The organism is Haloarcula sp. H-GB4 (genome assembly GCF_030848575.1).
GTDB lineage: Archaea > Halobacteriota > Halobacteria > Halobacteriales > Haloarculaceae > Haloarcula.
In genome coordinates, this window is the sequence record NZ_JAVDDX010000002.1 from 543,843 (window position 1) to 563,996 (window position 20,154).

Annotated in this window: 19 protein-coding genes; 11 read left to right on the top strand and 8 right to left on the bottom strand. The window is 62.8% G+C overall.

All coding sequences use genetic code 11. The features are described from left to right. Nucleotides 1-28: 28 nt before the first annotated feature. Nucleotides 29-553, bottom strand: coding sequence for an Hsp20/alpha crystallin family protein (locus RBH20_RS11310; RefSeq protein ID WP_306708587.1), 525 nt, complete (start codon nucleotides 551-553; stop codon nucleotides 29-31). Next, on the bottom strand, nucleotides 550-708 hold the full coding sequence (locus tag RBH20_RS11315) for a hypothetical protein (protein WP_004517194.1): 159 nt from the start codon (nucleotides 706-708) through the stop codon (nucleotides 550-552). Before RBH20_RS11315 ends, RBH20_RS11310 begins: the two co-directional genes overlap by 4 nt. A gap of 104 nt (nucleotides 709-812) precedes the next feature. Between RBH20_RS11315 and RBH20_RS11320 the strand changes: the two genes are divergently transcribed. From RBH20_RS11320 to RBH20_RS11330, 3 genes are all read left to right on the top strand, one after another. Next, nucleotides 813-1,610 carry a DUF429 domain-containing protein gene (locus RBH20_RS11320; protein ID WP_306708590.1) on the top strand — a complete coding sequence of 266 codons (798 nt, stop codon included), beginning with the start codon at nucleotides 813-815 and terminating at the stop codon, nucleotides 1,608-1,610. 69 nt (nucleotides 1,611-1,679) lie between these two features. Further along, nucleotides 1,680-3,602 carry an ABC transporter ATP-binding protein gene (locus RBH20_RS11325; RefSeq protein WP_306708592.1) on the top strand — a complete coding sequence of 641 codons (1,923 nt, stop codon included), beginning with the start codon at nucleotides 1,680-1,682 and terminating at the stop codon, nucleotides 3,600-3,602. Nucleotides 3,603-3,864: 262 nt separating this feature from the next. After that, the gene (locus RBH20_RS11330) at nucleotides 3,865-5,319 is read left to right on the top strand and encodes a Na+/H+ antiporter NhaC family protein (RefSeq protein WP_306708594.1); all 1,455 of its coding nucleotides are present in this window, start codon (nucleotides 3,865-3,867) and stop codon (nucleotides 5,317-5,319) included. Between the two features lie 60 nt (nucleotides 5,320-5,379). On the opposite strand, the gene RBH20_RS11335 is transcribed toward RBH20_RS11330, so the two are convergent. Beyond that, a complete protein-coding gene (locus RBH20_RS11335) occupies nucleotides 5,380-5,718 on the bottom strand; it encodes a hypothetical protein (protein WP_306708596.1) in 339 nt (112 codons plus the stop codon). 148 nt (nucleotides 5,719-5,866) lie between these two features. On the opposite strand from RBH20_RS11335, the gene RBH20_RS11340 reads away from it, so the two are divergent. The 6 genes from RBH20_RS11340 (at nucleotide 5,867) to RBH20_RS11365 (ending at nucleotide 13,130) form a co-directional block, all read left to right on the top strand. Further along, the gene (locus RBH20_RS11340; protein WP_306708599.1) at nucleotides 5,867-7,585 is read left to right on the top strand and encodes a radical SAM protein; all 1,719 of its coding nucleotides are present in this window, start codon (nucleotides 5,867-5,869) and stop codon (nucleotides 7,583-7,585) included. A 68-nt stretch (nucleotides 7,586-7,653) separates the two neighbouring features. Then, entirely contained in the window at nucleotides 7,654-9,471 is a 1,818-nt protein-coding gene (locus RBH20_RS11345) for a flippase-like domain-containing protein (RefSeq protein ID WP_306708601.1), read from the top strand. Nucleotides 9,472-9,788: 317 nt separating this feature from the next. Beyond that, on the top strand, nucleotides 9,789-10,754 hold the full coding sequence (locus tag RBH20_RS11350) for a transcription initiation factor IIB family protein (RefSeq protein WP_004591241.1): 966 nt from the start codon (nucleotides 9,789-9,791) through the stop codon (nucleotides 10,752-10,754). Nucleotides 10,755-10,875: 121 nt separating this feature from the next. Beyond that, nucleotides 10,876-11,904, top strand: coding sequence for a site-specific DNA-methyltransferase (locus tag RBH20_RS11355; protein ID WP_306708606.1), 1,029 nt, complete (start codon nucleotides 10,876-10,878; stop codon nucleotides 11,902-11,904). Nucleotides 11,905-11,940: 36 nt separating this feature from the next. Beyond that, nucleotides 11,941-12,630, top strand: a complete 690-nt coding sequence (locus tag RBH20_RS11360) for a type I 3-dehydroquinate dehydratase (protein WP_306708608.1) — start codon at nucleotides 11,941-11,943, stop codon at nucleotides 12,628-12,630. 83 nt (nucleotides 12,631-12,713) lie between these two features. Beyond that, nucleotides 12,714-13,130: a DUF6677 family protein gene (locus RBH20_RS11365; protein ID WP_306708610.1), complete on the top strand. Its 417-nt coding sequence runs from the start codon at nucleotides 12,714-12,716 to the stop codon at nucleotides 13,128-13,130. 35 nt (nucleotides 13,131-13,165) lie between these two features. On the opposite strand, the gene RBH20_RS11370 is transcribed toward RBH20_RS11365, so the two are convergent. Then, nucleotides 13,166-14,332 (bottom strand): 3-dehydroquinate synthase II, encoded by a 1,167-nt coding sequence (locus RBH20_RS11370; protein WP_306708612.1) that lies wholly within the window; start codon nucleotides 14,330-14,332, stop codon nucleotides 13,166-13,168. A gap of 237 nt (nucleotides 14,333-14,569) precedes the next feature. On the opposite strand from RBH20_RS11370, the gene RBH20_RS11375 reads away from it, so the two are divergent. Next, nucleotides 14,570-15,787, top strand: coding sequence for a P-loop NTPase (locus RBH20_RS11375; RefSeq protein WP_306708615.1), 1,218 nt, complete (start codon nucleotides 14,570-14,572; stop codon nucleotides 15,785-15,787). Here the strand turns inward: RBH20_RS11375 and RBH20_RS11380 are convergent. Genes RBH20_RS11380 through trpC form a run of 4 tightly spaced genes read right to left on the bottom strand, consistent with a single transcriptional unit; the run spans nucleotide 15,784 to nucleotide 19,518 of the window. Next, complete coding sequence (locus tag RBH20_RS11380; RefSeq protein ID WP_306708617.1) at nucleotides 15,784-16,587, bottom strand: 2-amino-3,7-dideoxy-D-threo-hept-6-ulosonate synthase; 804 nt, start codon at nucleotides 16,585-16,587, stop codon at nucleotides 15,784-15,786. The genes RBH20_RS11375 and RBH20_RS11380 overlap by 4 nt on opposite strands. A gap of 26 nt (nucleotides 16,588-16,613) precedes the next feature. Further along, nucleotides 16,614-17,444: a tryptophan synthase subunit alpha gene (trpA, locus tag RBH20_RS11385; protein WP_306708619.1), complete on the bottom strand. Its 831-nt coding sequence runs from the start codon at nucleotides 17,442-17,444 to the stop codon at nucleotides 16,614-16,616. After that, nucleotides 17,444-18,706 (bottom strand): tryptophan synthase subunit beta, encoded by a 1,263-nt coding sequence (gene trpB / locus RBH20_RS11390; RefSeq protein ID WP_306708621.1) that lies wholly within the window; start codon nucleotides 18,704-18,706, stop codon nucleotides 17,444-17,446. Before trpB ends, trpA begins: the two co-directional genes overlap by 1 nt. Beyond that, nucleotides 18,703-19,518 carry an indole-3-glycerol phosphate synthase gene (trpC, locus tag RBH20_RS11395; RefSeq protein WP_306708623.1) on the bottom strand — a complete coding sequence of 272 codons (816 nt, stop codon included), beginning with the start codon at nucleotides 19,516-19,518 and terminating at the stop codon, nucleotides 18,703-18,705. Before trpC ends, trpB begins: the two co-directional genes overlap by 4 nt. Before the next feature lie 130 nt (nucleotides 19,519-19,648). Here trpC and RBH20_RS11400 point away from each other — a divergent pair, with 130 nt between their 5' ends. Next, a complete protein-coding gene (locus RBH20_RS11400; RefSeq protein ID WP_306708625.1) occupies nucleotides 19,649-20,146 on the top strand; it encodes a GNAT family N-acetyltransferase in 498 nt (165 codons plus the stop codon). Nucleotides 20,147-20,154: the final 8 nt, after the last annotated feature.

Consider the following 20,154-nt stretch of genomic DNA (forward strand, 5'->3'; position numbering starts at 1 on the left):
ACGTTGTAAAAATGAGTATACAGAACGCTCAGGCGTCGTCGTCTTCACCCTCGTCGGCTGATTCGGTCACGTCTTCGACATCGGCCGGTTCGCTGTCTGCACCCGGTTCGGTCCCCCCAGCAGTCCCGCTGTCGTCGGTTGCAACGCCGACATCCGTTGCCTCGCCCTCATCGTGGTCCGTGTCGGCTTTCGGAACGCGAACGTGGAGCGTCCCGTTACTCTTGAGCGTGGCCTGTGCCGTTTCCGGGTCAACGGCGGCATCGCTCGGCAGTGTGACGCTCCCGTCAAGTGCGAGTCCGCGGCCCGGGTAGCGCATTTCGAAGCCATCGTAGAAGTCGCGGAAGCGGTCGATACGGACCTCAACACGGTCGTCGACGTACCGGACCTGGATGTCCGACGCCGTCGTGCCGGGTGCGTCGAAAACGACGAGGTAGGCGTCGTCCGACTCCAGCAGGTCCGAGGCCAGCGGCTTGTTTTCCTGAACCCGGCCGGCGGCCCGCCCGATGTTCTCGAATATCGCGTCGCTGATAGATGAGCCGATGTCTCGCATCATAGTTCTACTTCGTCAAGACAGTCCGTCCCGCCACAGTACGGGCAGGAGAACGCCGCGAGTTCGACATCGTCCGGCATATCGTACGTGTAGTGCATCTCGAACATGTCGAGTTCGCAGCTGTCGTCCGTGCAGACGACCTCCATAGTGGCTGGCATACTATTTCGTTGGTCCGTCGGGGACAAACCCCTTACGGACGGGGCCGGGGTTACCCCGTCCTGCCAGTCCCAACATTGATGCCGTCACCGGCGTACTCGGGTGTATGAGTGAACGCGTCCTCGGGGTGGATTTCAGCGGCGCAGCGACCGCTGGCGACGCGCTCTGGGTCACCGAGGCGATACCGACGGAAGACGGGCTGGAGATTCAACGGTGCTACCGCGGGACCGACGAATGGGGCCGAGACCGCGAGGCGGCCCACGCCGGCCTCCTCGACCGCATTACCGACGACGATGTGGGTGCTGTCGGGCTGGATTTCCCGTTCAGTCTGCCACAGGAGCTACTTGATGCACAGTGTGGGGGGACCTGGGACGGCTTCGTCGACTGGCTTGCAAGTGGCAGCGGCCCGACCGACCCGGGGTCGCTTTCGGAGGCCTGTCGCCACACCGCCGAGATGGCGACCGGCAGCCGTGACCTGCGCCGGGAGACGGACTTCCGCCGCGGCGCACTGTGCCCTTACACGAACCGGACCCGTAGCATGACCTTCTACGGTGTCCGGGACGTGCTCGGGGAACTGCGAGACGACGAGACGACAGCCGTCGTACCGATGCAAAGCTGGAACGCCGACACGCTCGTGGCCGAGGTGTACCCCGCCGCGACATTCGGCTGGCTGGGCTGTTATCGCGAGGGGTACAAGAACGTCGACGACCCCCGACAGCGCCGGGAGGCAAACGTCGCGGCGGTCGAAGCCTGCAGCGTCACCGCCAGCGACCACCGCGACACCTACCTCGGGAACCACGATGCGCTGGACTCGCTGGCTGCTGTCGTCTCCGCAAGCCGATTGGCCGATGGTGCAAGACCGCCCGCAGAAGGCCCACAGAGCGAAGGCTGTATTTACGTCTGACGACGCAGTGGCGTCACTGTCTCCGGGTCGAAGCCCGGCATATATCAGTTTCCGGCCCAACTACCGTCTATGCCTGACGACCAGGGTGGCTTTGAAGGCGTCCGTGAGAACGTCGATGGCCACCCAATGGTCAATCTTGTCGGCTACGCCACGCCCTATTGGCTCCGGCTGCTCATCGGCATTCTGGCGGCATTCTGTACCCGATTCGCTCGCCTCGTGCCGCCGATAATCGTCGCTGCAGCCATCGACCGCGTCGTCCTCAACAGCGGCAAGCCGGGGTTGCTGACCGATGCCGGCCTATTGCCGCCCGGCGAAATCACTGGTGAAGCCGCCCGAATCGCCTTCCTCCAGCGGCTGGTCGCCATTGCGGCCATCGCCTACCTGCTTCGCTCGGCGACGCGCTTTGCCTCCAGATATCTTCTCCAGTCGAGCGCACAGAAAATCCAGCGGGACCTCCGGAACGACACCTACGACCATCTCCAGCATCTCTCGCTGTCCTTCTTTGCGAACCACCAGACCGGCGGGATGATGTCGATACTCAACAGCGACATCAACAGGCTGGAGTCATTTCTGAATACGGAGTTCCGTCAGATGATTCGAGTGGTCGCGACCGTCGGTGGCATCGCGGTCATCCTCTATCGGTACTCTCCAAAACTGGCGCTCATCGCGCTCGGACCCGTCCCACTCATCGGCATCGCCAGTGGCTTCTTCCTCACCTGGATTGAGCCGAAATATCGCTCCATCCGCCAGACAGTATCGCGACTCAACACCCGGCTAGAGAATAACCTCAGTGGCGCGCCAGTCATCAAGGCGTTCGACCGCTACGACTTCGAGCGCAAACGGGTGACCGACCAGAGCCAAGAGTATCACGACCAGAAAGTGGCTGCCCTGCGCATCCGGCGGGCCTTTTTTGCCGGCCTACGGCTGCTTACTGGGATCGCGTTCGTTCTGATTCTGTATGTCGCCGGGATGGACTTCATCACGAATCCTGAGAGCGAAGCGGCGCTGTCTACTGGAGCGTTTGCCCTGTTTTTCCTGTATATTCGTCGGCTGTACTCGCCAATGCGTCGAATCGGGCGGTCCGCAAACAAGTACCAGCTCGCCAAATCCAGCGCCGAGCGCGTGTTCGGCCTGCTGGGTCAGGAGCCCGAAGTCACCGACCCCGAGGACCCATACGAACCTGCTGGCATCGACGGGTCGGTCAAATTCGACGACGTGACCTTCGGCTACGGCGACGAGCCGCCGGTCGTCCGCGACGTGTCGCTTGACGTGCCTGACGGCGCAACCGTTGGCCTTGCTGGGGCGACTGGAGCCGGCAAATCTACGCTGTTGAAACTGGTGCCACGGTTCCACGACGTGGATAGCGGTGCGGTGAGAGTTGACGGCGTTGACGTGCGTGAATATGGCCTCCAGAGTCTCAGAAGCGAAATCGCAATTGTCGAGCAGCAGCCGTACCTGTTCTCGGGAACAGTCGCCGAGAACATCGCCTACGGTGACCGCGAAGTCCTCGACGCCGAGCAGTCGGGCGACGAGGCGCGGGGGAGTAGCTGGGAAACCGCACGTGACCACGTCCGCGACGCGGCGGAAGCCGCACAGGCCCACGATTTCATCGAGGACCTGCCGGATGGGTACGACACGCAGATCGGCGAGCGTGGCATCAAACTCTCCGGCGGCCAGCGCCAGCGCGTCGCCATCGCCCGTGCCCTGCTGAACGATCCTGAAATCATCATCTTCGATGAGGCGACCAGCGACGTGGACACGGAGACGGAGGACCGCATTCAAGAGAGCATCGAACAACTGGTCGCGGACCGTACCGCCTTCGTCATCGCTCACCGCCTCTCAACGATTCAGGACGCGGACCGCATCGTCGTGATGGACGACGGCGAAATCGTCGAACGCGGTAGCCACACCGACCTGCTGGCGGCCGACGGCGATTACGCCGACCTCTGGCACGCCCAGGCCGACGACCGAACGGTCAGTGCCGACGACTGAGACTGGTTCTGTCCGAGCGCTTTCGGTAGAGAATTAGTATCGGTGGTGCGACTGAATGCGCCGCAACAAGATAGTTACTTGGCTCGTTAGAGCCCGGCCATAGCAGCCAGCGTGGCCGCCAGTCAGATGCACGTTAGCTCCGTTTTGGGTCTGCTGTATCGGCGTTTGGTAACGATAGCCTTGAAAGTGACAGTGTCACATATGCGCTACAGAGATATTATCGCTCGTTTTAATACATACAAGTTATTAGGTCGGCGTAGACGTGACATCACTCACTCTTGAACCGTTGACGTACGAGGACATCCCGTCGGAGCGCCGTCCGGGGGTACTGCAGGCGCTGGTCCCCGTACTCGGTGTCGTGCTGTTCCTCGGCATCGGATCGGGATATCTAAAGCTGGCCCCACACGGGCCGCTGCTCTGGAGCATCGTGCTGACTGGCGCAGTCGGCAAATACTGGCTCGGCTACTCGTGGGACGACCTCTACGAGGGTCTCGCGGACAGTCTACTAATGGGGCTACAGGCAATTCTCATCCTGTTCACCATCTACGGGCTCATCGCGACGTGGGTGAGCGCAGGGACCATCCCCGGGCTGATGTACTACGGGCTCTCCATACTGACGCCGGACGTGTTCCTGCCGGCGACGGCGCTGCTTGCGATGGTCGTCGCGTTCTCCATTGGGTCATCGTGGACGACAGCCGGCACGCTCGGCGTGGCCTTCATCGGCATCGGCTCCGGTCTCGGTGTGCCAACGCCGATGACTGCCGGTGCCATCCTCTCGGGTGCCTACGCGGGCGACAAGCAGTCGCCCCTCTCGGATACGACGAACCTCGCGGCCGCTGTGACGAACACCGACCTCTACGACCACATCCGGGCGATGCGCAACGGGACTGTGCTTGCGTTTGGCCTCTCAGTACTGCTCTACGCTGCGCTTGGACTGCGTGCCGTCGGTGAAATCCCGACCGGGCGTGTCGCCGAGATACAGGGTGCGCTTGCTGGGAGCTACGAACTCTCAGCGTTGGTGCTCCTTCCGCTCGTTGTCACCTTCGGGCTGGCGCTGTACGGAATCCCGGCGCTCCCGACACTCGTCGCCGGGGTCTTTGCCGGGGCCTTCACGACCATCTTCGTGCAGGGCCGGTCGTTCACTGCCGCCTGGACCGTCTTTCTCGACGGGACGGCCCCTGAAACGGGGACAGCGCTCGTGAACGACCTGTTGGCAAGTGGTGGTATCTCGGGGTCGGCATGGACGATTGCCGTCGTCGTCGCAGCCCTCAGTCTCGGTGGGCTGCTTGAACGGACCGGCGTCCTCGCCGTGCTCGCACACCATCTCGCGACCGCTGTCCGTGGCCAGCGCAGCTTGGTCATTGGGACCGGCATTTCGGCTATCTTCGTCAACGCCTTTTCGGCACAGCAGTACATGAGCATCGTCGTCCCCGGCCTCACGCTCCGGAACCTCTATGACGAGTACGGTCTGTCCAGCGACGACCTCTCACAGGCTATCGAGTCCGCCGGAACCCCGACCGGCGCGCTCTTCCCGTGGCACGCCGGTGCCGTCTACATGTCTGCGGTCTTCGGGGTTGGAACGCTTGCATACGCCCCGTACTACTTCTTCGCGTTCCTCTCGCCGTTGGTCCTGTTTGCGACGACGCTGTTCGGTGGGCGATACGACGGGTCCGAGCAGGCTGATTCGGTCACGTCATCCGCTGTCGCCGACGACTGAGTTCGGCTGCCTCTGGGCGATTGCTGTCACCGCATCATCCCCTCCAGAAGTGCTGCCGGCCTACACCCGTTCGACAGTGAGATCGTGGTTCTCACAGAACGTTTCGAGCCGCCGCCTGATCTTTCGAGCTTCCTCGGATTCACGACCGCCCGCATTGGCTGTCAGTCCGTATCCACCGCCACCAGCGATGATCGTCACCTCGCAGGTTGTCTCGTTTATCGGCTCCATCACGGTCGTTGCCTGCACCTCGGTAAGTTCCATACGGTAGTGGTTCTCCGTGACCGCGACGACAAACCCGTTGCCGTCATACAGCTCGCGGTTCTCTTCGTCGATGTCATGGAACGCTCTGGGCAGCGTGCTTGCGTCCTCGCCACGGACCGTGAATTCGACCCGTTCCATACGAAGCCATGGCGTGGGCTGGGAGAAAGTGATTTTGAACCGGGGGTAGCCATGGTTCTGACTGCGTTTTCTTGAGCCCACACCTGACTGTTTATGTCGCCACGGCTGACCAGACACGGTTTTAGGCATCGAACGTCAAGCGAGGGGTATGACTGACCCCGAGACGCTCGACGTGACCATCGTCGACGGCTACGTCGACGAGCCCGCACACTTCGGGGTGCCGCCGTACATCTCGACGTACCCGCGGTACGCTGCCGGCGCGCTCGTCGATGCCGGCGTCCCCCAAAAGCAAATAACGTATCACACTATCGACGAACTCCGGGAGGACAACGCGGTCTGGCGAGACATCGAGGACGCCGACCTCATGGTGTACGTCGGCGGCATGACCGTTCCCGGCAAGTACGTCGGCGGGACCCCGGCGGAGCCCGACGAAGTGCGCGAGCTGGCCTGGACGGCCAACGGGACCTCGATCATGGGCGGCCCGGTCCGCTTCGGCGTCGGCGAGGCCAACGAGGGTGCGAGCGAGACAGCCCGCGATGACCTCGATTTCGACTTCCTCGCCATGGCGGACGTGGAGGCTGCGGTCTACGACCTCGTCGACTCCGGTCTGGAAGGGTTCAACGACCGGTACCGGGATATCGAGGAGGAGACACGCTGGGCACGTTCCGGCGCGTTCGTCGTCGAACAGCACCCGAACCACCCGGAGTACCTCATCTGCGAAATGGAGACCTCACGGGGCTGTCCGTACCGGTGTTCCTTCTGTACGGAGCCGATGTACGGCAACCCGGACTTCCGGCCGCCAGAAAGCGTCGTCGACGAGGTCGACGCCCTCTCGGACCGCGGTGTGAAGCACTTCCGGCTTGGCCGGCAGGCCGACATCCTCGCGTACGGCGGTGACGGCGAAGCGCCGAACCCCGACGCGCTCCGGCGGCTCTACGGCGGTATCCGCGATGTCGCGCCGGATTTGGAGACGCTACATCTCGACAACATGAATCCCATTACGGTTGTGAAGTGGCCCGAGAAGGCCCGCGAGGGGATTCGAATCATCGCCGAGCACAATACGCCCGGCGACACCGCCGCGTTTGGCCTGGAGTCGGCCGACCCGAACGTGATGAGCGACAACAACCTCAACGTCACCGCCGACCAGTGTTTCGAGGCGGTGAAAATCGTCAACGAGGTGGCCGGCTGGCGACCCGGAGGAGAGAAAGACACCGCTCCCAACTTCAGCGACGACGCCGCCCGCCGGCTTCCGAAGCTGCTGCCCGGCATCAATCTCGTCCACGGACTGAAAGGCGAGACGCGGGAGACCTTCGAACACAACAAGCGATTCCTCCAGCGGGTGTACGACGAGGGGCTGATGCTCCGGCGGGTGAACATCCGACAGGTGATGGCCTTTGAGGGGACCGACATGGCCGATACCGGCGCGGAGATTGCCAAGGACCACAAGCAACTGTTCAAGCAGTACAAACAGGAGGTCCGGGAGACCATCGACAACCCGATGCTCCAGCGGGTCGCGCCGCCGGGGACAGTGCTGCCCGATGTGCACCTGGAGTACCATCAGGACGGCAAGACCTTCGGCCGTCAGCTCGGAACCTACCCGCTCCTCGTGGGCATTCCGGGCGAGCGCGAACTCGGCAGTGTCGTCGATATTGCGGTCACCGATCACGGCTACCGGTCGGTTACCGGCGTCCCCTACCCGCTGGACCTCAACAGCGCATCGATGAACGAACTCACTGAGATTCCCGGCATCGGCCGGAGCACTGCCGGTGACGTGGTGGTGAACAGACCCTACGAGTCGGTCAGGGACATCGACATCGCGTCCATCGAGCGATTCGCGACCACCCAGTCGCAGGAAGGCGCTGACTAACGGCGACTCTGGTCCCATCAGCGCATCGAACGGAAAGTACTTTTCACTCCGGAGATGACCAAGAGCGTATGACTGCGGTCGAGGTGAGCGTCGTTCTCCCTGCCTACAACGAAGCAGACACCATCGAGCAGACAGTGTCGACAACACTCGAGACGCTCGCCTCGTTTCTCCCCGAAGACACGTATGAGGTCATCGTCGCAGAGGACGGCTGCTCGGACCGCACGCCCGAAATCGCGACCCAACTCGCGAACGAGGACAGCCGGGTCCGACACGTCCACAGCGACGACCGCCTCGGCCGCGGCGGCGCGTTAGAGTACGCCTTCGATCAGGCTGCCGGCGAGACCTTGGTATATTTCGATACGGATCTCGCGACGGATATGTCGCATCTCGAAGAACTCGTCAACGCCATCCGCGTCGACGGCTACGACGTGGCGACGGGCTCACGGTGGATGCCCGAAAACCGAGCTGACCGGCCCGCAAAGCGTGGGATTCCGAGCTTCGGCTACAACACGCTCGTCCGGACGGTCCTCCGCTCGGACCTCAAAGATCACCAGTGCGGGTTCAAGGCTTTCGACCGGCAGGCACTGGAAACGCTGTTGCCCCTCGTTCAGGACGAGCACTGGTTCTGGGACACGGAGCTACTCGTCAGGGCTCAGCGCAACGGCTACCGTGTAACGGAGTTCCCTGTGGACTGGACACCGAAGGGCGATTCGAAGGTCGACATTGTCCGGGACGTGTTCGGTATGGGGAGCCAGATACTCCGGACGTTCTGGGAACTGTCAATCAGCCCTAGGATCTCTCGGGAGGTATCGCTCGGTGCGGGCACAATGCTTGTCGTCATTGCCCTCCTGTTGATGACGCAGTATCTCGACCCCGACCGAGTTCTTGCGGAGATGGCGGGCGCAGCACCGGAAATCGTCGCGCTGAGCGCTGTCGTCTACGCCATCTCGTGGCCGGTCCGGGGCATCCGCTACCGGGATATCCTCGTCTCGATGGAGTATCGGGAGCGATGGGGCTTCCTGACGGGCGCGATATTCATCAGCCAGACCGGGAACCTCGTGTTCCCGGCACGAGCCGGTGACGCGGTCCGGGCGTACGTGATCAAAGCCCGCCGTTCGATTCCGTATCCCTCCGGGTTCGCATCGCTGGCCGTTGAGCGGGTGTTCGACTTGTTGACGATAACGCTTCTCGCCGGCGTTGTCATGATCGGGCTGGCTGTAACGGGGTCAGCCGAGCAGTTGCTAACGGCGCTGACGGGCGATACCGTTGGCGGCGACGCAGCCAGCAGCGGACGGACCGCCGTGGCCGTGGCCGGTGGTGTCGGCCTTGCGGCCATCGGAGCGGTGGTGGCTATCGTCGCCAGTGCGCGGAGCGACCGGAACCTCGTTCGAGCGGTCATCGGCCGGCTGAGCAGCGACTCCTACGCCGACTACGTCGCCGGCGTTATCGAAGGGTTCGTCGGCGACGTACAGACGGTGGCCGCGGACGGGTCGGCCTTCACCCGTGTCGGCATCGGAAGCCTCCTCATCTGGACGTTCGATGTCATAACGGCCCTGATCGTCTTCGCGGCTTTCGGCTACAGCCTGACGCCGTCGCTGGTCGCCGTCGGCTTCTTCGCGGTCAGCGTTGGGAACCTCGCAAAGGTCCTGCCGCTGACACCCGGCGGAGTCGGACTCTACGAGGGCGCGTTCACCGTCATCGTCGCGTCGCTGACGCCGGTCGGCGTCGCCGCGGCCATTGGCGTCGCTATCGTCGACCACGCGGTCAAGAACGTCGTCACCATCATCGGCGGCGTCGCGTCGATGGCCTGGCTCAACGTTTCGCTGACGACGGCTGTCGAGGAGTCCCAGTCCGCCGAGGCTATCGAACCGGAAACAAACGACTAATCGCAGTTCTGACGCGCCCTGCAACAGCACCCTGTGATTACGGGGTATATTTGGCAATAGGGAGTGACAGCAGAGGCGACACCGCCAGCCATTGCATGTGATTATAACCGGGTTGTGGGAACTCGCCATAAAATACCCGGCATCGATTATATGAATGGTCATGCGAGCGATGCACAAACGTGGGTTTCGTGACGTGTATCGGTGGTCTCCATGACAATACCGGAATGTTTTAATGACTTTCGTTCGAATACAGTGTTACCGACTGCCTCCGGGTTCTGTGATGTCTCCCACCCGGTGAGCACCCGCCTTCGCAACCAATGAGTGAACACACACGGACGCGACAGCAGCGTGAAGAACAGACGACGGAGTCGACGGAATCGGAGAGCACAGCGTGCCCGGAGTGCAGTGGCTCGCTCGTTATCGACGACGAACACGGCGAAACAGTCTGTGAAGACTGTGGGCTGGTCGTCGAGTCCGACGAAATCGACCGCGGCCCCGAGTGGCGCGCGTTCGACTCCAGCGAGAAAGACGAAAAGTCCCGCGTCGGCGCGCCGACGACGAACATGATGCACGACAAGGGGCTGTCGACCAACATCGACTGGCGTGACAAGGACGCCTACGGGAACTCCCTGTCAGGCAAGCAGCGCCAGAAGATGCAGCGCCTGCGCAAGTGGAACGAGCGGTTCCGGACCCGCGACTCCAAGGAACGGAACCTCAAACAGGCCCTGGGTGAAATCGACCGGATGGCCTCCGCGCTCGGACTGCCCGAAAACGTCCGCGAGACGGCCAGCGTTATCTACCGCCGCGCACTCGATGAAGACCTGCTGCCCGGCCGCTCCATCGAGGGCGTCTCGACGGCCTCCGTCTACGCTGCCGCGCGTCAGGCCGGTGTCCCGCGCTCGCTCGACGAGATCACGGAGGTCTCCCGGGTCGAAAAGAGCGAAATCGCCCGCACCTACCGCTACGTCGTCCGCGAACTCTCGCTCGAAGTGCGCCCCGCCGACCCCGAGAGCTACGTGCCGCGCTTTGCCTCCTCGCTGGAACTGTCCGACGAGGCCGAACACCGCGCCCGCCAGCTCCTCCAGAACGCCAAGGAGCAGGGCGTCCACTCCGGAAAGTCGCCGGTCGGTCTCGCCGCCGCTGCAGTGTACGCCGCCGCCCTGCTGACCAACGAGAAGACGACGCAGGCAGCCGTGTCTGAGGTCGCCGACATCTCCGAGGTCACTATCCGCAACCGGTACCACGAACTGCTGGAAGCCGAGCAGGACCTGCCTGTCGCGTAAGCTCGGTATTTGCGTCGCATCACTGTGAGGGCTGTTTTTGTCATCCGTTGTCACACGCAGAGCGTGTACTCCGTCGACCGATAACCACAAGACTAGAGTCATCTCATCCGCTGGGACCGGTATGGAGACGACACACCGGGTTCGAACCGGTGACGCCCGCACACTCGAGTGTCCCGACGACAGCGTCGAACTGGTAGTCACGTCCCCTCCCTACCCGATGATCGAGATGTGGGACGACATCTTCACCGAACTGGACCCCGACATCGGAGCGGCGCTGGACAACGGAGACGGTGACCGGGCGTTCACGATGATGCACGACGTACTCGATGCGGTGTGGGCGGAGATAGAGCGCGTGCTGGTTCCCGGCGGCATCGCCTGCATCAACGTCGGGGATGCGACGCGGTCTCTGGAGGATGGGTTTCGCTCCTATCCAAACCACGCAGAGATAACCGACCGGCTGACTGACCACGGACTACGCGCGCTGCCCGATATTCTCTGGCGGAAACCGACCAACAGCGGCGCGAAATTCATGGGCTCGGGGATGGTGCCGCCGAACGCCTACCCGACGTTAGAACACGAACACATCCTCGTGTTCCGTAACGGGAAGCGCCGCCGCCTCGAACCGGGCGCAGACCATCGCTACGAGAGCGCCTATTTCTGGGAGGAGCGCAACGAGTGGTTCTCCGATCTCTGGGAACTGCCCGGCGAGACGCAGGATCTCGATGACGGGCTTCGGGACCGCTCGGGTGCCTTCCCGCTGACCGTGCCGTACCGACTCATCTCGATGTTCTCGGTGTACGGCGATACCGTACTCGACCCATTCCTTGGGACCGGGACAACGACGCTGGCGGCGATGGTCGCTGGCCGGAACTCGGTGGGTGTGGACCGCGACCCGGACCTGTTGTCGGCGCTCAAGGAACGGGTCGCCACCGCCCCGGAGCGTTCTCGAACCATCGCTCAGGAACGTCTCGCCAGCCACCGCTCGTGGGTAGAGCAGCGGCGTGCTGACGGAAAGGAGCCGGGCTACGAGGCCGAGAAGTACGACTTTGCCGTCAACACGAAACAGGAACAACGGATCCAGTTCTACGCGGTCGACGCCGTTACGGAGACCGATGACGGCTTCCGGGCCGTCCACGAGCCGGTCGAGTAAGCGCGGCTTTTTGTGCGACTCCGTCGAAGCCGACCTATGAACTTCGAGTCATTCACCCTGCTCGCTGCCACCGACGACCTCGGGGTGGAGCCGGCCGCCCGCGCTGACGCCGACGGGTTGGAGCTACGGATGGACTTCGCTGACGAGCCGCTGGCACAGCTGGACGCCTACGACGGTGAACTTCCGGTACTCGTCACGAACCGGCCGACGTGGGAAGGCGGCGAGGCCGCCGACACCGCGGGTCGCCTCGACGTGCTCGAAACCGCGCTCGACCACGACGCCGTGACGGCTGTCGACCTCGAACTCGCAGCGCTGGAGGGAGCCGGCGACCACGACGCCGGCCGCGTCGCCGACGTTGCCCGCGACCACGGAGCGTCCGTCGTCATCTCGACGCACAACTTCGAGTCGACACCTGACCGTGACGCGATCGTGAATCGACTCGAACGGGCCTGTGCTCGCGGTGACGTTGGGAAGATGGCGAGTACGGCTCAGTCGCCGGACGACGTACTGGCGATGCTCGGGGCAACCCGCGAACTGACTGCCGACGGCGAACAGGTCGCCACGATGTGTATGGGTGCGGCCGGTCGGCACTCCAGAGCCGTCGCCCCGCTGTACGGCTCCCGCATCGGCTACGCACCGGTCGACCCCGCTGACGCGACCGCTCCGGGTCAGTACGACCTCGCGACGCTCCGGACGCTGGTCGGACAGCTACAGAGCGACGCCTGAGCCAGTAGCTGCCGTCACGGGGCTTTCGTCCGGACAGTGATCCTTCGGAAGATATAGGGGTATGCGAGATAGATTCGCCGAGTATGACTGACAAAGGACGCAAGCGGCCGCTGCTGGCCGTGGTGCTTGCGTTCATCTTCCCTGGGTTGGGCCACTTCTACCTCCGTAAGTGGGTACGGGGACTGCTGTGGCTCGGATTACTGTTCATGCTGTCTGTGGTGTTCGTCGCTACTGGCGCTATCGACCCAGTCACCCAGCTAAGCCTAGAGGCTATCTCATCGTCGTATCAGTCCAGACCTACCGAGGTGACAATCGGTTCGGTCGTGATCACGACGCTCAACGTCGTCGACGCCTACTGGGTGGCAGTCAACGAGAACCAGACTCAAGAGGTCGAAGCTGGCATGACGTGTCCGAACTGCGGCAAGGAACTCGACGAAGACATCGACTTCTGTCACTGGTGTACGACGCAATTGGAACCGATCGAGGCGGATCAGCAGTAACCTTTGGGTTGCGGTCAGCCCCGAACTGAGTCGGCTTATTTTTCGATGATGCTCTCTTCAATCCGCTCGCCGAAGTGCGTCGCCGTGTCCTCGTGGTGAATGAGGATTTCGTCGCCGGGTTCGAGGTCCGTGACAGCGGTTCGCCCGTCCTGAGTATGGACCTTGATCGTCTCGGCGTTCTGGAGCAGCGTCTCGATGCGGTCGCCGTCTTCGGTTTCAGCCTGAACGCGGAACATCGGGCGCTTCTCGATTTTCGCGCGGCCGACGATGGCCTCACGGGTGCGTCCGTTCGCATTGACTATTTGGACCTCGTCGCCAGACTGGAGTTCCGAGAGGTACTTCGTGCCACCGTCAGGCGTTCGGACGTAAGCGTGGACCGCACCAGCGTTGACTCGGAACGGCCGAGAGGCGACGTATGGCGACTCAGCCGTCTCGGCGTGGACGAAAAAGAGCCCACGAGCCATCGACCCGACAAGCATCCCCTCATCGTGTTCCATCAGGCTGCCCGTGTCGATACAGACGCGGTCAGCGGAGCCGGTCTGCTCGATGGCGGTGACCTGGGCGTACTCTAGGTCGAGCGACTCCCGGCCCATCTCGTCACGGACTTCCACTGTCTTGCGGATTTCGTCGACTTCGTCGGTGTCCAGCAGGACGCCGTCGGCCCCCAGTTCCAGCGTCTCATAGGCCGTCCGGGCGTCCTCTGCGGTCCGGACGCCGGCGATGAGGTCCGTCTCCTCGCCGACGCGGGCGATGAGGTTTTCGAGCGGAATGATCTGCCAGTTCTCGCCGATGACAATCGTGAAGTCAGCCTCGGCGGCGACCGCTTCTGCGAAGGCCTCGTAGTCCTCGTCGAAGATGCGGACGTAGCCGCCGTCGGGGGCAGCCCCGTTCTGCCGCAACGTCGAGAGGTCCGCGGAGCCGGAGAAATCGGACGGAAGGTCGACCGTCCCGTCGCCTTCGCCGTCTTTCCCGACGATGGTCGCATCGGCCTCTGAGTCCTCCGCCTCGGACTCCATCACGTGGACATCGCCGTTGGTGAACGCGGCGATGTTTATCTCGCCAAGTTCCGAGACGCGGTCGACGTCTTCCTCATCGACCAGTACCCAGTCGACGCCGGCCTCGATACCGGCGGTGATCCGGCGTTTCCGTGTCTCCCAATCGCCGACCTCGCTGTCGGCTTTGAGCCAGACGCTTCGAGTCATACGCCCACGTCCGCAACGGTGGGGCTTGAACGTGGCGGAACCCGGGTCGGCCTGTCAAGTGACAGACGGGGAAGGGATATGCGCACGGCAGGCGATATTTGTTGGATGTCCTGATATTGGAATCTTGAGGGTGCAAGATTTGTTATTTATTCCAAATAATCGTAATTAATTGTTGGCCAATGGACTTATCAATGAGCATTACTAATAAAGTATCTACATAATACAATCCAGCTACAGATGGTTACTAACCATGTCTACACAATTGCCGGGGCGAAAGGGGGGATCGGAAAGACGACGTCCAGCATCAACCTCGGCACACTGCTGGCGAAGGCCGGATACTCGACCGTCGTCGTGGAGATGGACCTTGCGATGGCGAACCTCGTCGACTTTCTCGATGTCGACATCGACACCGACGAGGATGCGACGTTTCACGACGTGCTCGCCGGCGAGGCGGCAGTCACAGAGGCGATGTATGAGACTGACGCTGACCTGTCAATCGTGCCGAGCGGGACCACGCTCGAAGGGTACGCGGACACCGACCTCGACCGACTTCCCGGCATCGTCGAAACCCTCCGGTGGCACCACGACATCGTCCTGTTGGACACCCCGGCAGGACTGAGCAAGGAGACGATTCGGCCGCTCAAGCTCGCCGACGACGTGTTGCTCGTTTCGACACCGCGAGTGGCGTCGATACGGAACGTTTCGAACACGAAAGAACTCGCAGCGCGGGTCGAAGCGCCGGTTCGGGGCCTCATTCTCACGAAATCCGGGACGGGCGCGTCGCCGGGTGCCGATGAAATCTCGGAGTTCCTCGATGTCGAACTGCTCGGCCACGTGCCGGAAGACGACGCCGTCCCGCACTCTCAGGACAGTGGTACACCCGTCGTTCGGAACGCACCCAGCAGCAGCGCTGCGATAGCCTACGAGCGGATCTCGGAGCGGCTCGTCGATACGGAGAAGGCGTCAACCGCCTCCACGGCAGACGCGGCCAGTCTGGGAGAACTATCCGACTTGGACGACCCAGAGCCGACGACCCGGCCAGCGGAACAGCCACCACAGCGGCACATCCACGGGACAACGGACGGCGGCAAGACAGTCCACCCATCGGACGCAATCAGGGACAACAGCGACCTGACCGGTCCAGCACCAGCCAAGCAGGACAGGGCGGGCGAGCCGCCAGCGGAGGACATAGCTGAATCGACCGATCTCGGTAAGCCAGCCACTTCGGAGGCGGACGCCGAAGACGAAGCCGAAACCACGTCGATAATCGACGGGACTGATCTGGTGGAAAGCGAATCAGGACTGGTCGACGGGCCGGAGCAGGATGCCGACGCGCCGGAACAGGAAGCCAGTGACTCGCCGTCGGACGCTCCCAGCGAGAGCGATGCGGATGCCAGCGACGGAGACGAAGCTAACGGTTTCGGCCAGAGAATGCGGTCACTGTTTGGCTTTTAGGCCTCGACGGCCAGTCCGGCCTCGCGGAGCGCTTCCTCGGTGGTGGCGTCGTCGTGGACAACGGCGGAGACGGCACGGGCAATCTTCTCGGGTTCGTCGTGCTGGAAAATAGAGCGGCCCATCGAAACGCCGGAGGCCCCAGCGTCCATCGTTCCCCGAACCATCCGGACGGTGTCCTCGTCACTCCCCTTCGAGCCGCCAGCGATGACCACCGGCAGCGACGTAGACTCGACGACGTGCTGGAACGTCTCGGCGGAGCCGGTGTAGCCGGTCTTGACGATGTCCGCGCCCAGTTCCTCGGCCAGTCGGACGGCGTGGCCGACGGATTGATTGTAGTCCTCGTTCTCGGCGTCGATGTCGGGGCCGCGGGCGTAGGCCATCGCCAGCACCGGCAGGCCGTACTGGCTGGCTTCGGTCGTCAGTTCTGAGAGCTCTTCGATCTGTTCGGGTTCGTACTGACTGCCGACGTTGATATGGAACGAGACGGCGTCGGCCCCGGCGCGGATGGCGTCTTCCACCGTCCCGGTGGTCCGCTTGTCCTGCTCGTCCGGGCCGATAGTAGTAGAGCCATTGAGATGCGTGATATAGCCCGCGTCGTTCTTGTTCGGATGGACGCGTCCGGCGATGCCACGCTGGGTGAGGACGGCATCCGCGCCGCCGCTGGTAACCGCATCAATCGTTGATTCGATGTCTTTGAGGCCCTTTACAGCCCCCATTGTGATGCCGTGGTCCATCGGGATGATGACGTATGTGTCGTCTGTCCCGATACGTTCGAGTCGTGCGCGTTTTCCTGCAGTCATGTTATGAGACAGTGTGGCAAGTACGATTATGTGCGTTCCGGTTGCGGTCGTTCTGCCGCTCCCCGGAGCGCGCCCTCTTTGAGTTCGCGAGCCTTCGCTTCGAGCCGGTCAGCCACGGTGTCGGTCGAATCGCCGTTCTCGTGGCCCTCTGCGACGATATCGACCAGTGCGGAGCCGACGATGACGCCGTCAGCGCCAGCGGACACAATTCGCTCGGCGTGCTCGCCGGTCTTGATGCCGAACCCGACGGCCTTTGGCACGTCCCAGTCTGAGAGGCGGGCCAGCGAGTCCTCGGTAGCGTCATCTACGTCCTCGCGCGCGCCGGTGACGCCCAGACGGGCCTGCACGTACACGTAGCCAGACACCTGTTCGAGCATCCGTTCGAGCCGGTCGCCCTTCGTCGTCGGCGCGACAATGAACACCAGATCGAGGCCGAACTCGTCGCAGGCCGTCCGGAGCGGGCCGGCCTCCTCTCCGGGCAGATCCGGGACGACGAGGCCTTCGATGCCGACCGCGGCGGCCTTCTCGACGAACGGTCGCGGACCTTCGCCCTCGCCATACTGATAGATGAGATTGTAGTAGGTCATACACACCAGCGGCACGTCCACGTCGAGGTCCTCGACGAACTCGAAGAAGCGGTCGGGTGTCATCCCGGCTTCCAGCGAGCGGACGATAGCGTTCTGGATGGTCTTCCCTTCCGCGATGGGCTCCGAAAAGGGCAGGCCGAGCTCGATGACATCTGCGCCGCCGCGGACCAACGCCTCGACGTATTCTAGCGACGCCTCGTAGTTTGGGTCGCCAGCTGCGAGATAGGGGACGAAAGCAGGCTCGTCAGCGAAAGCGCGTTCGAGCCCCATCAGAGGCCACCCCCGCCGACCCGCTCAAAGATAGACATATCAGGCGCGATATCGAGGTCGCGTTTGCTGGTTTCCTCGATAGCTATTTCGAGGTCCTTGTCACCGCGGCCGGAGACGTTGATGATAACAGAGTCACCGACTTCGTCGTGGTGCTCTTCGAGGTAACCGAAGGCATGGGCTGTCTCCAATGCCGGGATGATACCCTCGTCCTGAGAGAGGCGGTGGAACGCCTCCAGCGCGATGTCGTCGTCGACGTTGACCGGCGTGACGCGGTTCTCGTCGACGAGATGGGCGAGTTCCGGGCCGACACCGGCGTAGTCCAGCCCCGACGAAACGGAGTGGGATTCCATGATCTGGCCATCCGAATCCTGCAGGAGCTTCGTGCGCGCTCCGTGGAGCACGCCCTCGTCACCAGTCGAAAGGGTCGCGGAGTTCGGTGCGACGCCTTCCTCCTCGTCGACCTGCAGCGAGGAGCCGCCGGCCTCGACAGCGTAGAGGTCGACATCAGTGTCCTCGACAAAGTGCGCGAACATCCCCATCGTGTTCGAGCCGCCGCCAGCACAGGCCATCACGGAATCGGGCAGGCCGCCCATTTTCTCGATAGCCTGCTCGCGGGCCTCCTCTGAAATGACCGCCTGGAAGTCCCGGACCATTTTCGGGAACGGGTGCGGACCGACGATACTCCCGATGACGTAGTGGGTGTTCTCGACGGTGGTCGCCCACTCGCGCATCGTCTCAGAAATCGCTTCCTTGAGCGTGCCCCGGCCAACGGTGACGGGGACGACCTCCGAGCCGTTTATTTTCATCCGGAAGACGTTGGGGCGCTGTCGCGCGATATCGGTCTCGCCCATGTAGATCTCACAGGGAATATCCAGATGGGCCGCCGCCATCGCTGTCGCGGTGCCGTGCTGGCCTGCACCGGTCTCGGCAATAATCCGCTCTTTGCCCATGTACTTCGCCAGCAAGACCTGCCCGAGCGCGTTGTTGAGCTTGTGTGCGCCGCCGTGAAGCAGGTCCTCGCGCTTGAGGTACACGTCGGTGTCGTACCGGGCCGAGAGCTGGTCCGCGTACTGGAGCGGCGTTGGTCGGCCGCCAAAGTCGTCGAGCCGCTCCCGGAACTCGTCCATGAAGCCATCCTCGTTTTCCAGCACGTACCGCTGGTAGGCGTCGGTCAGCTCTTCGATAGCTGGCATCAGCGCCTCTGGCACGTACTGTCCACCGTACTCGCCGAACTTGGGGTCGTGTGCGTCGTCAGTACTCATGTGTCTGTAGTTGTTGTCTCAGCTGCATCAGTGTTCGCGCGTGTCAGTCGCCGCGTGTTCGCTTCTACGTCCGTCGCCGCGTCGTGGTCCATGATCGCCGAGCCGATCAGCAGGGCGTCCGCACCGGCGTCGCGCATCCGCGTGACGTCGTCCGCTGTCTGTATACCACTTTCAGCAATGAGTGTGACGCCCTCGGAGACATCTGGTGCGACAGTTTCGAACGTTCCGAGGTCGACCGCTAGCTCGCCGAGGTCGCGGTTGTTGACGCCAATGATGTCCGCGCCGGCGTTGAGCGCTTTCTCGACCTCTGCCGCGGTGTGAGCCTCCACGAGGACCTGAAAGCCGCGCTCACGCGCGGCCGTGAGGAGGTCCGCGAGGTCGTCAGTTCCGTCCGTTTCGAGAAAGCGGACGATGAGCAGGATCACGTCTGCTTCAACGACATCCAGCTGGTTCTCATGGAGGATGAAGTCCTTCCGCAGGATGGGCACGTCGACAGCCTCGCGAACCCGTTCGAGCGTCGCCGCCGACCCGCCGAAGTGGTCCGGCTCCGTCAGCACCGAGAGCGCCGCCGCGCCGCCCTCGACCATCTGTTGTGCGAGGGCAACCGGATCGTCGGTCCGCTCGCCGTCCGCGGTTGGGCTGGTGGGCTTGATTTCGGCGACGACCGGCGTCCGCCCGTCAGCCGCCGCCGCGTCGAAGGCGTCGGGCAGCGAACGGGGAGTTACCGATACCCGGTCTCCGCCGCCACCGCGCTCCCGCGCCGCGTCGAGAATCGACTGGACCGCTGGTGCTATCTCCTCACTGTCGTCCATTACTGAACACTAACGTACAGAAGTGTACATAAGAGTTGCCCTATTCTCCCAGAGGGAGCGAGACACGGCGGATACTGCTTGCTGTCAATCAGACCATAGTTCTATGAAGGCTCACGCAGGATGTTCACACATGTCGTTCCAGACGTCCATTCGGCCCGCCGAATCAGTGGATATCGCGGATATCCGCCGAGTCGCTAGGGCAACGTGGCATACCGTGTACGACGATATCCTCGGGACAGAGACAGTGAAAGAACACCTCAAGGAAGGGTATGCGCCGCCACTGTTGGAGCAGATGATTGAGCTCGAAGAGGTCGGTCTGTTCGTCTCGACAGCCGACGACGACGTGGTGGCGTACATGAGCTGTGGGATGACGGACGCGACCGGCTTCGGTGATCTCGACCTGTACGTCCACCCGGACTACTGGGGGGAAGGTATCGGGACGGAGCTGTTGCATCGCGGCGAGCAGCACTTGCACGAACTCTCCGTCCGAAAAATCCGTGATGAAGTGCTGGCCGAGAACGAGGTCGGGAACGCGTTCTACCGGAGCCACTTCGAGAAAGTCAACGAGCGGACGACCGAGGTCGGCGGAGAGGAACACCCAGTCAACGTGTACGAGCGGCGACTGTGAATCGCCTC

Coding starts and splice junctions, on each gene's coding strand:
- RBH20_RS11310 (WP_306708587.1), bottom strand. CDS start 553: ATGATGCGAGACATCGGCTCATCTATCAGCGACGCGATATTCGAGAAC.
- RBH20_RS11315 (WP_004517194.1), bottom strand. CDS start 708: ATGCCAGCCACTATGGAGGTCGTCTGCACGGACGACAGCTGCGAACTC.
- RBH20_RS11320 (WP_306708590.1), top strand. CDS start 813: ATGAGTGAACGCGTCCTCGGGGTGGATTTCAGCGGCGCAGCGACCGCT.
- RBH20_RS11325 (WP_306708592.1), top strand. CDS start 1,680: ATGCCTGACGACCAGGGTGGCTTTGAAGGCGTCCGTGAGAACGTCGAT.
- RBH20_RS11335 (WP_306708596.1), bottom strand. CDS start 5,718: ATGGAACGGGTCGAATTCACGGTCCGTGGCGAGGACGCAAGCACGCTG.
- RBH20_RS11340 (WP_306708599.1), top strand. CDS start 5,867: ATGACTGACCCCGAGACGCTCGACGTGACCATCGTCGACGGCTACGTC.
- RBH20_RS11345 (WP_306708601.1), top strand. CDS start 7,654: ATGACTGCGGTCGAGGTGAGCGTCGTTCTCCCTGCCTACAACGAAGCA.
- RBH20_RS11350 (WP_004591241.1), top strand. CDS start 9,789: ATGAGTGAACACACACGGACGCGACAGCAGCGTGAAGAACAGACGACG.
- RBH20_RS11355 (WP_306708606.1), top strand. CDS start 10,876: ATGGAGACGACACACCGGGTTCGAACCGGTGACGCCCGCACACTCGAG.
- RBH20_RS11360 (WP_306708608.1), top strand. CDS start 11,941: ATGAACTTCGAGTCATTCACCCTGCTCGCTGCCACCGACGACCTCGGG.
- RBH20_RS11365 (WP_306708610.1), top strand. CDS start 12,714: ATGACTGACAAAGGACGCAAGCGGCCGCTGCTGGCCGTGGTGCTTGCG.
- RBH20_RS11370 (WP_306708612.1), bottom strand. CDS start 14,332: ATGACTCGAAGCGTCTGGCTCAAAGCCGACAGCGAGGTCGGCGATTGG.
- RBH20_RS11375 (WP_306708615.1), top strand. CDS start 14,570: ATGGTTACTAACCATGTCTACACAATTGCCGGGGCGAAAGGGGGGATC.
- RBH20_RS11380 (WP_306708617.1), bottom strand. CDS start 16,587: ATGACTGCAGGAAAACGCGCACGACTCGAACGTATCGGGACAGACGAC.
- trpA (WP_306708619.1), bottom strand. CDS start 17,444: ATGGGGCTCGAACGCGCTTTCGCTGACGAGCCTGCTTTCGTCCCCTAT.
- trpB (WP_306708621.1), bottom strand. CDS start 18,706: ATGAGTACTGACGACGCACACGACCCCAAGTTCGGCGAGTACGGTGGA.
- trpC (WP_306708623.1), bottom strand. CDS start 19,518: ATGGACGACAGTGAGGAGATAGCACCAGCGGTCCAGTCGATTCTCGAC.
- RBH20_RS11400 (WP_306708625.1), top strand. CDS start 19,649: ATGTCGTTCCAGACGTCCATTCGGCCCGCCGAATCAGTGGATATCGCG.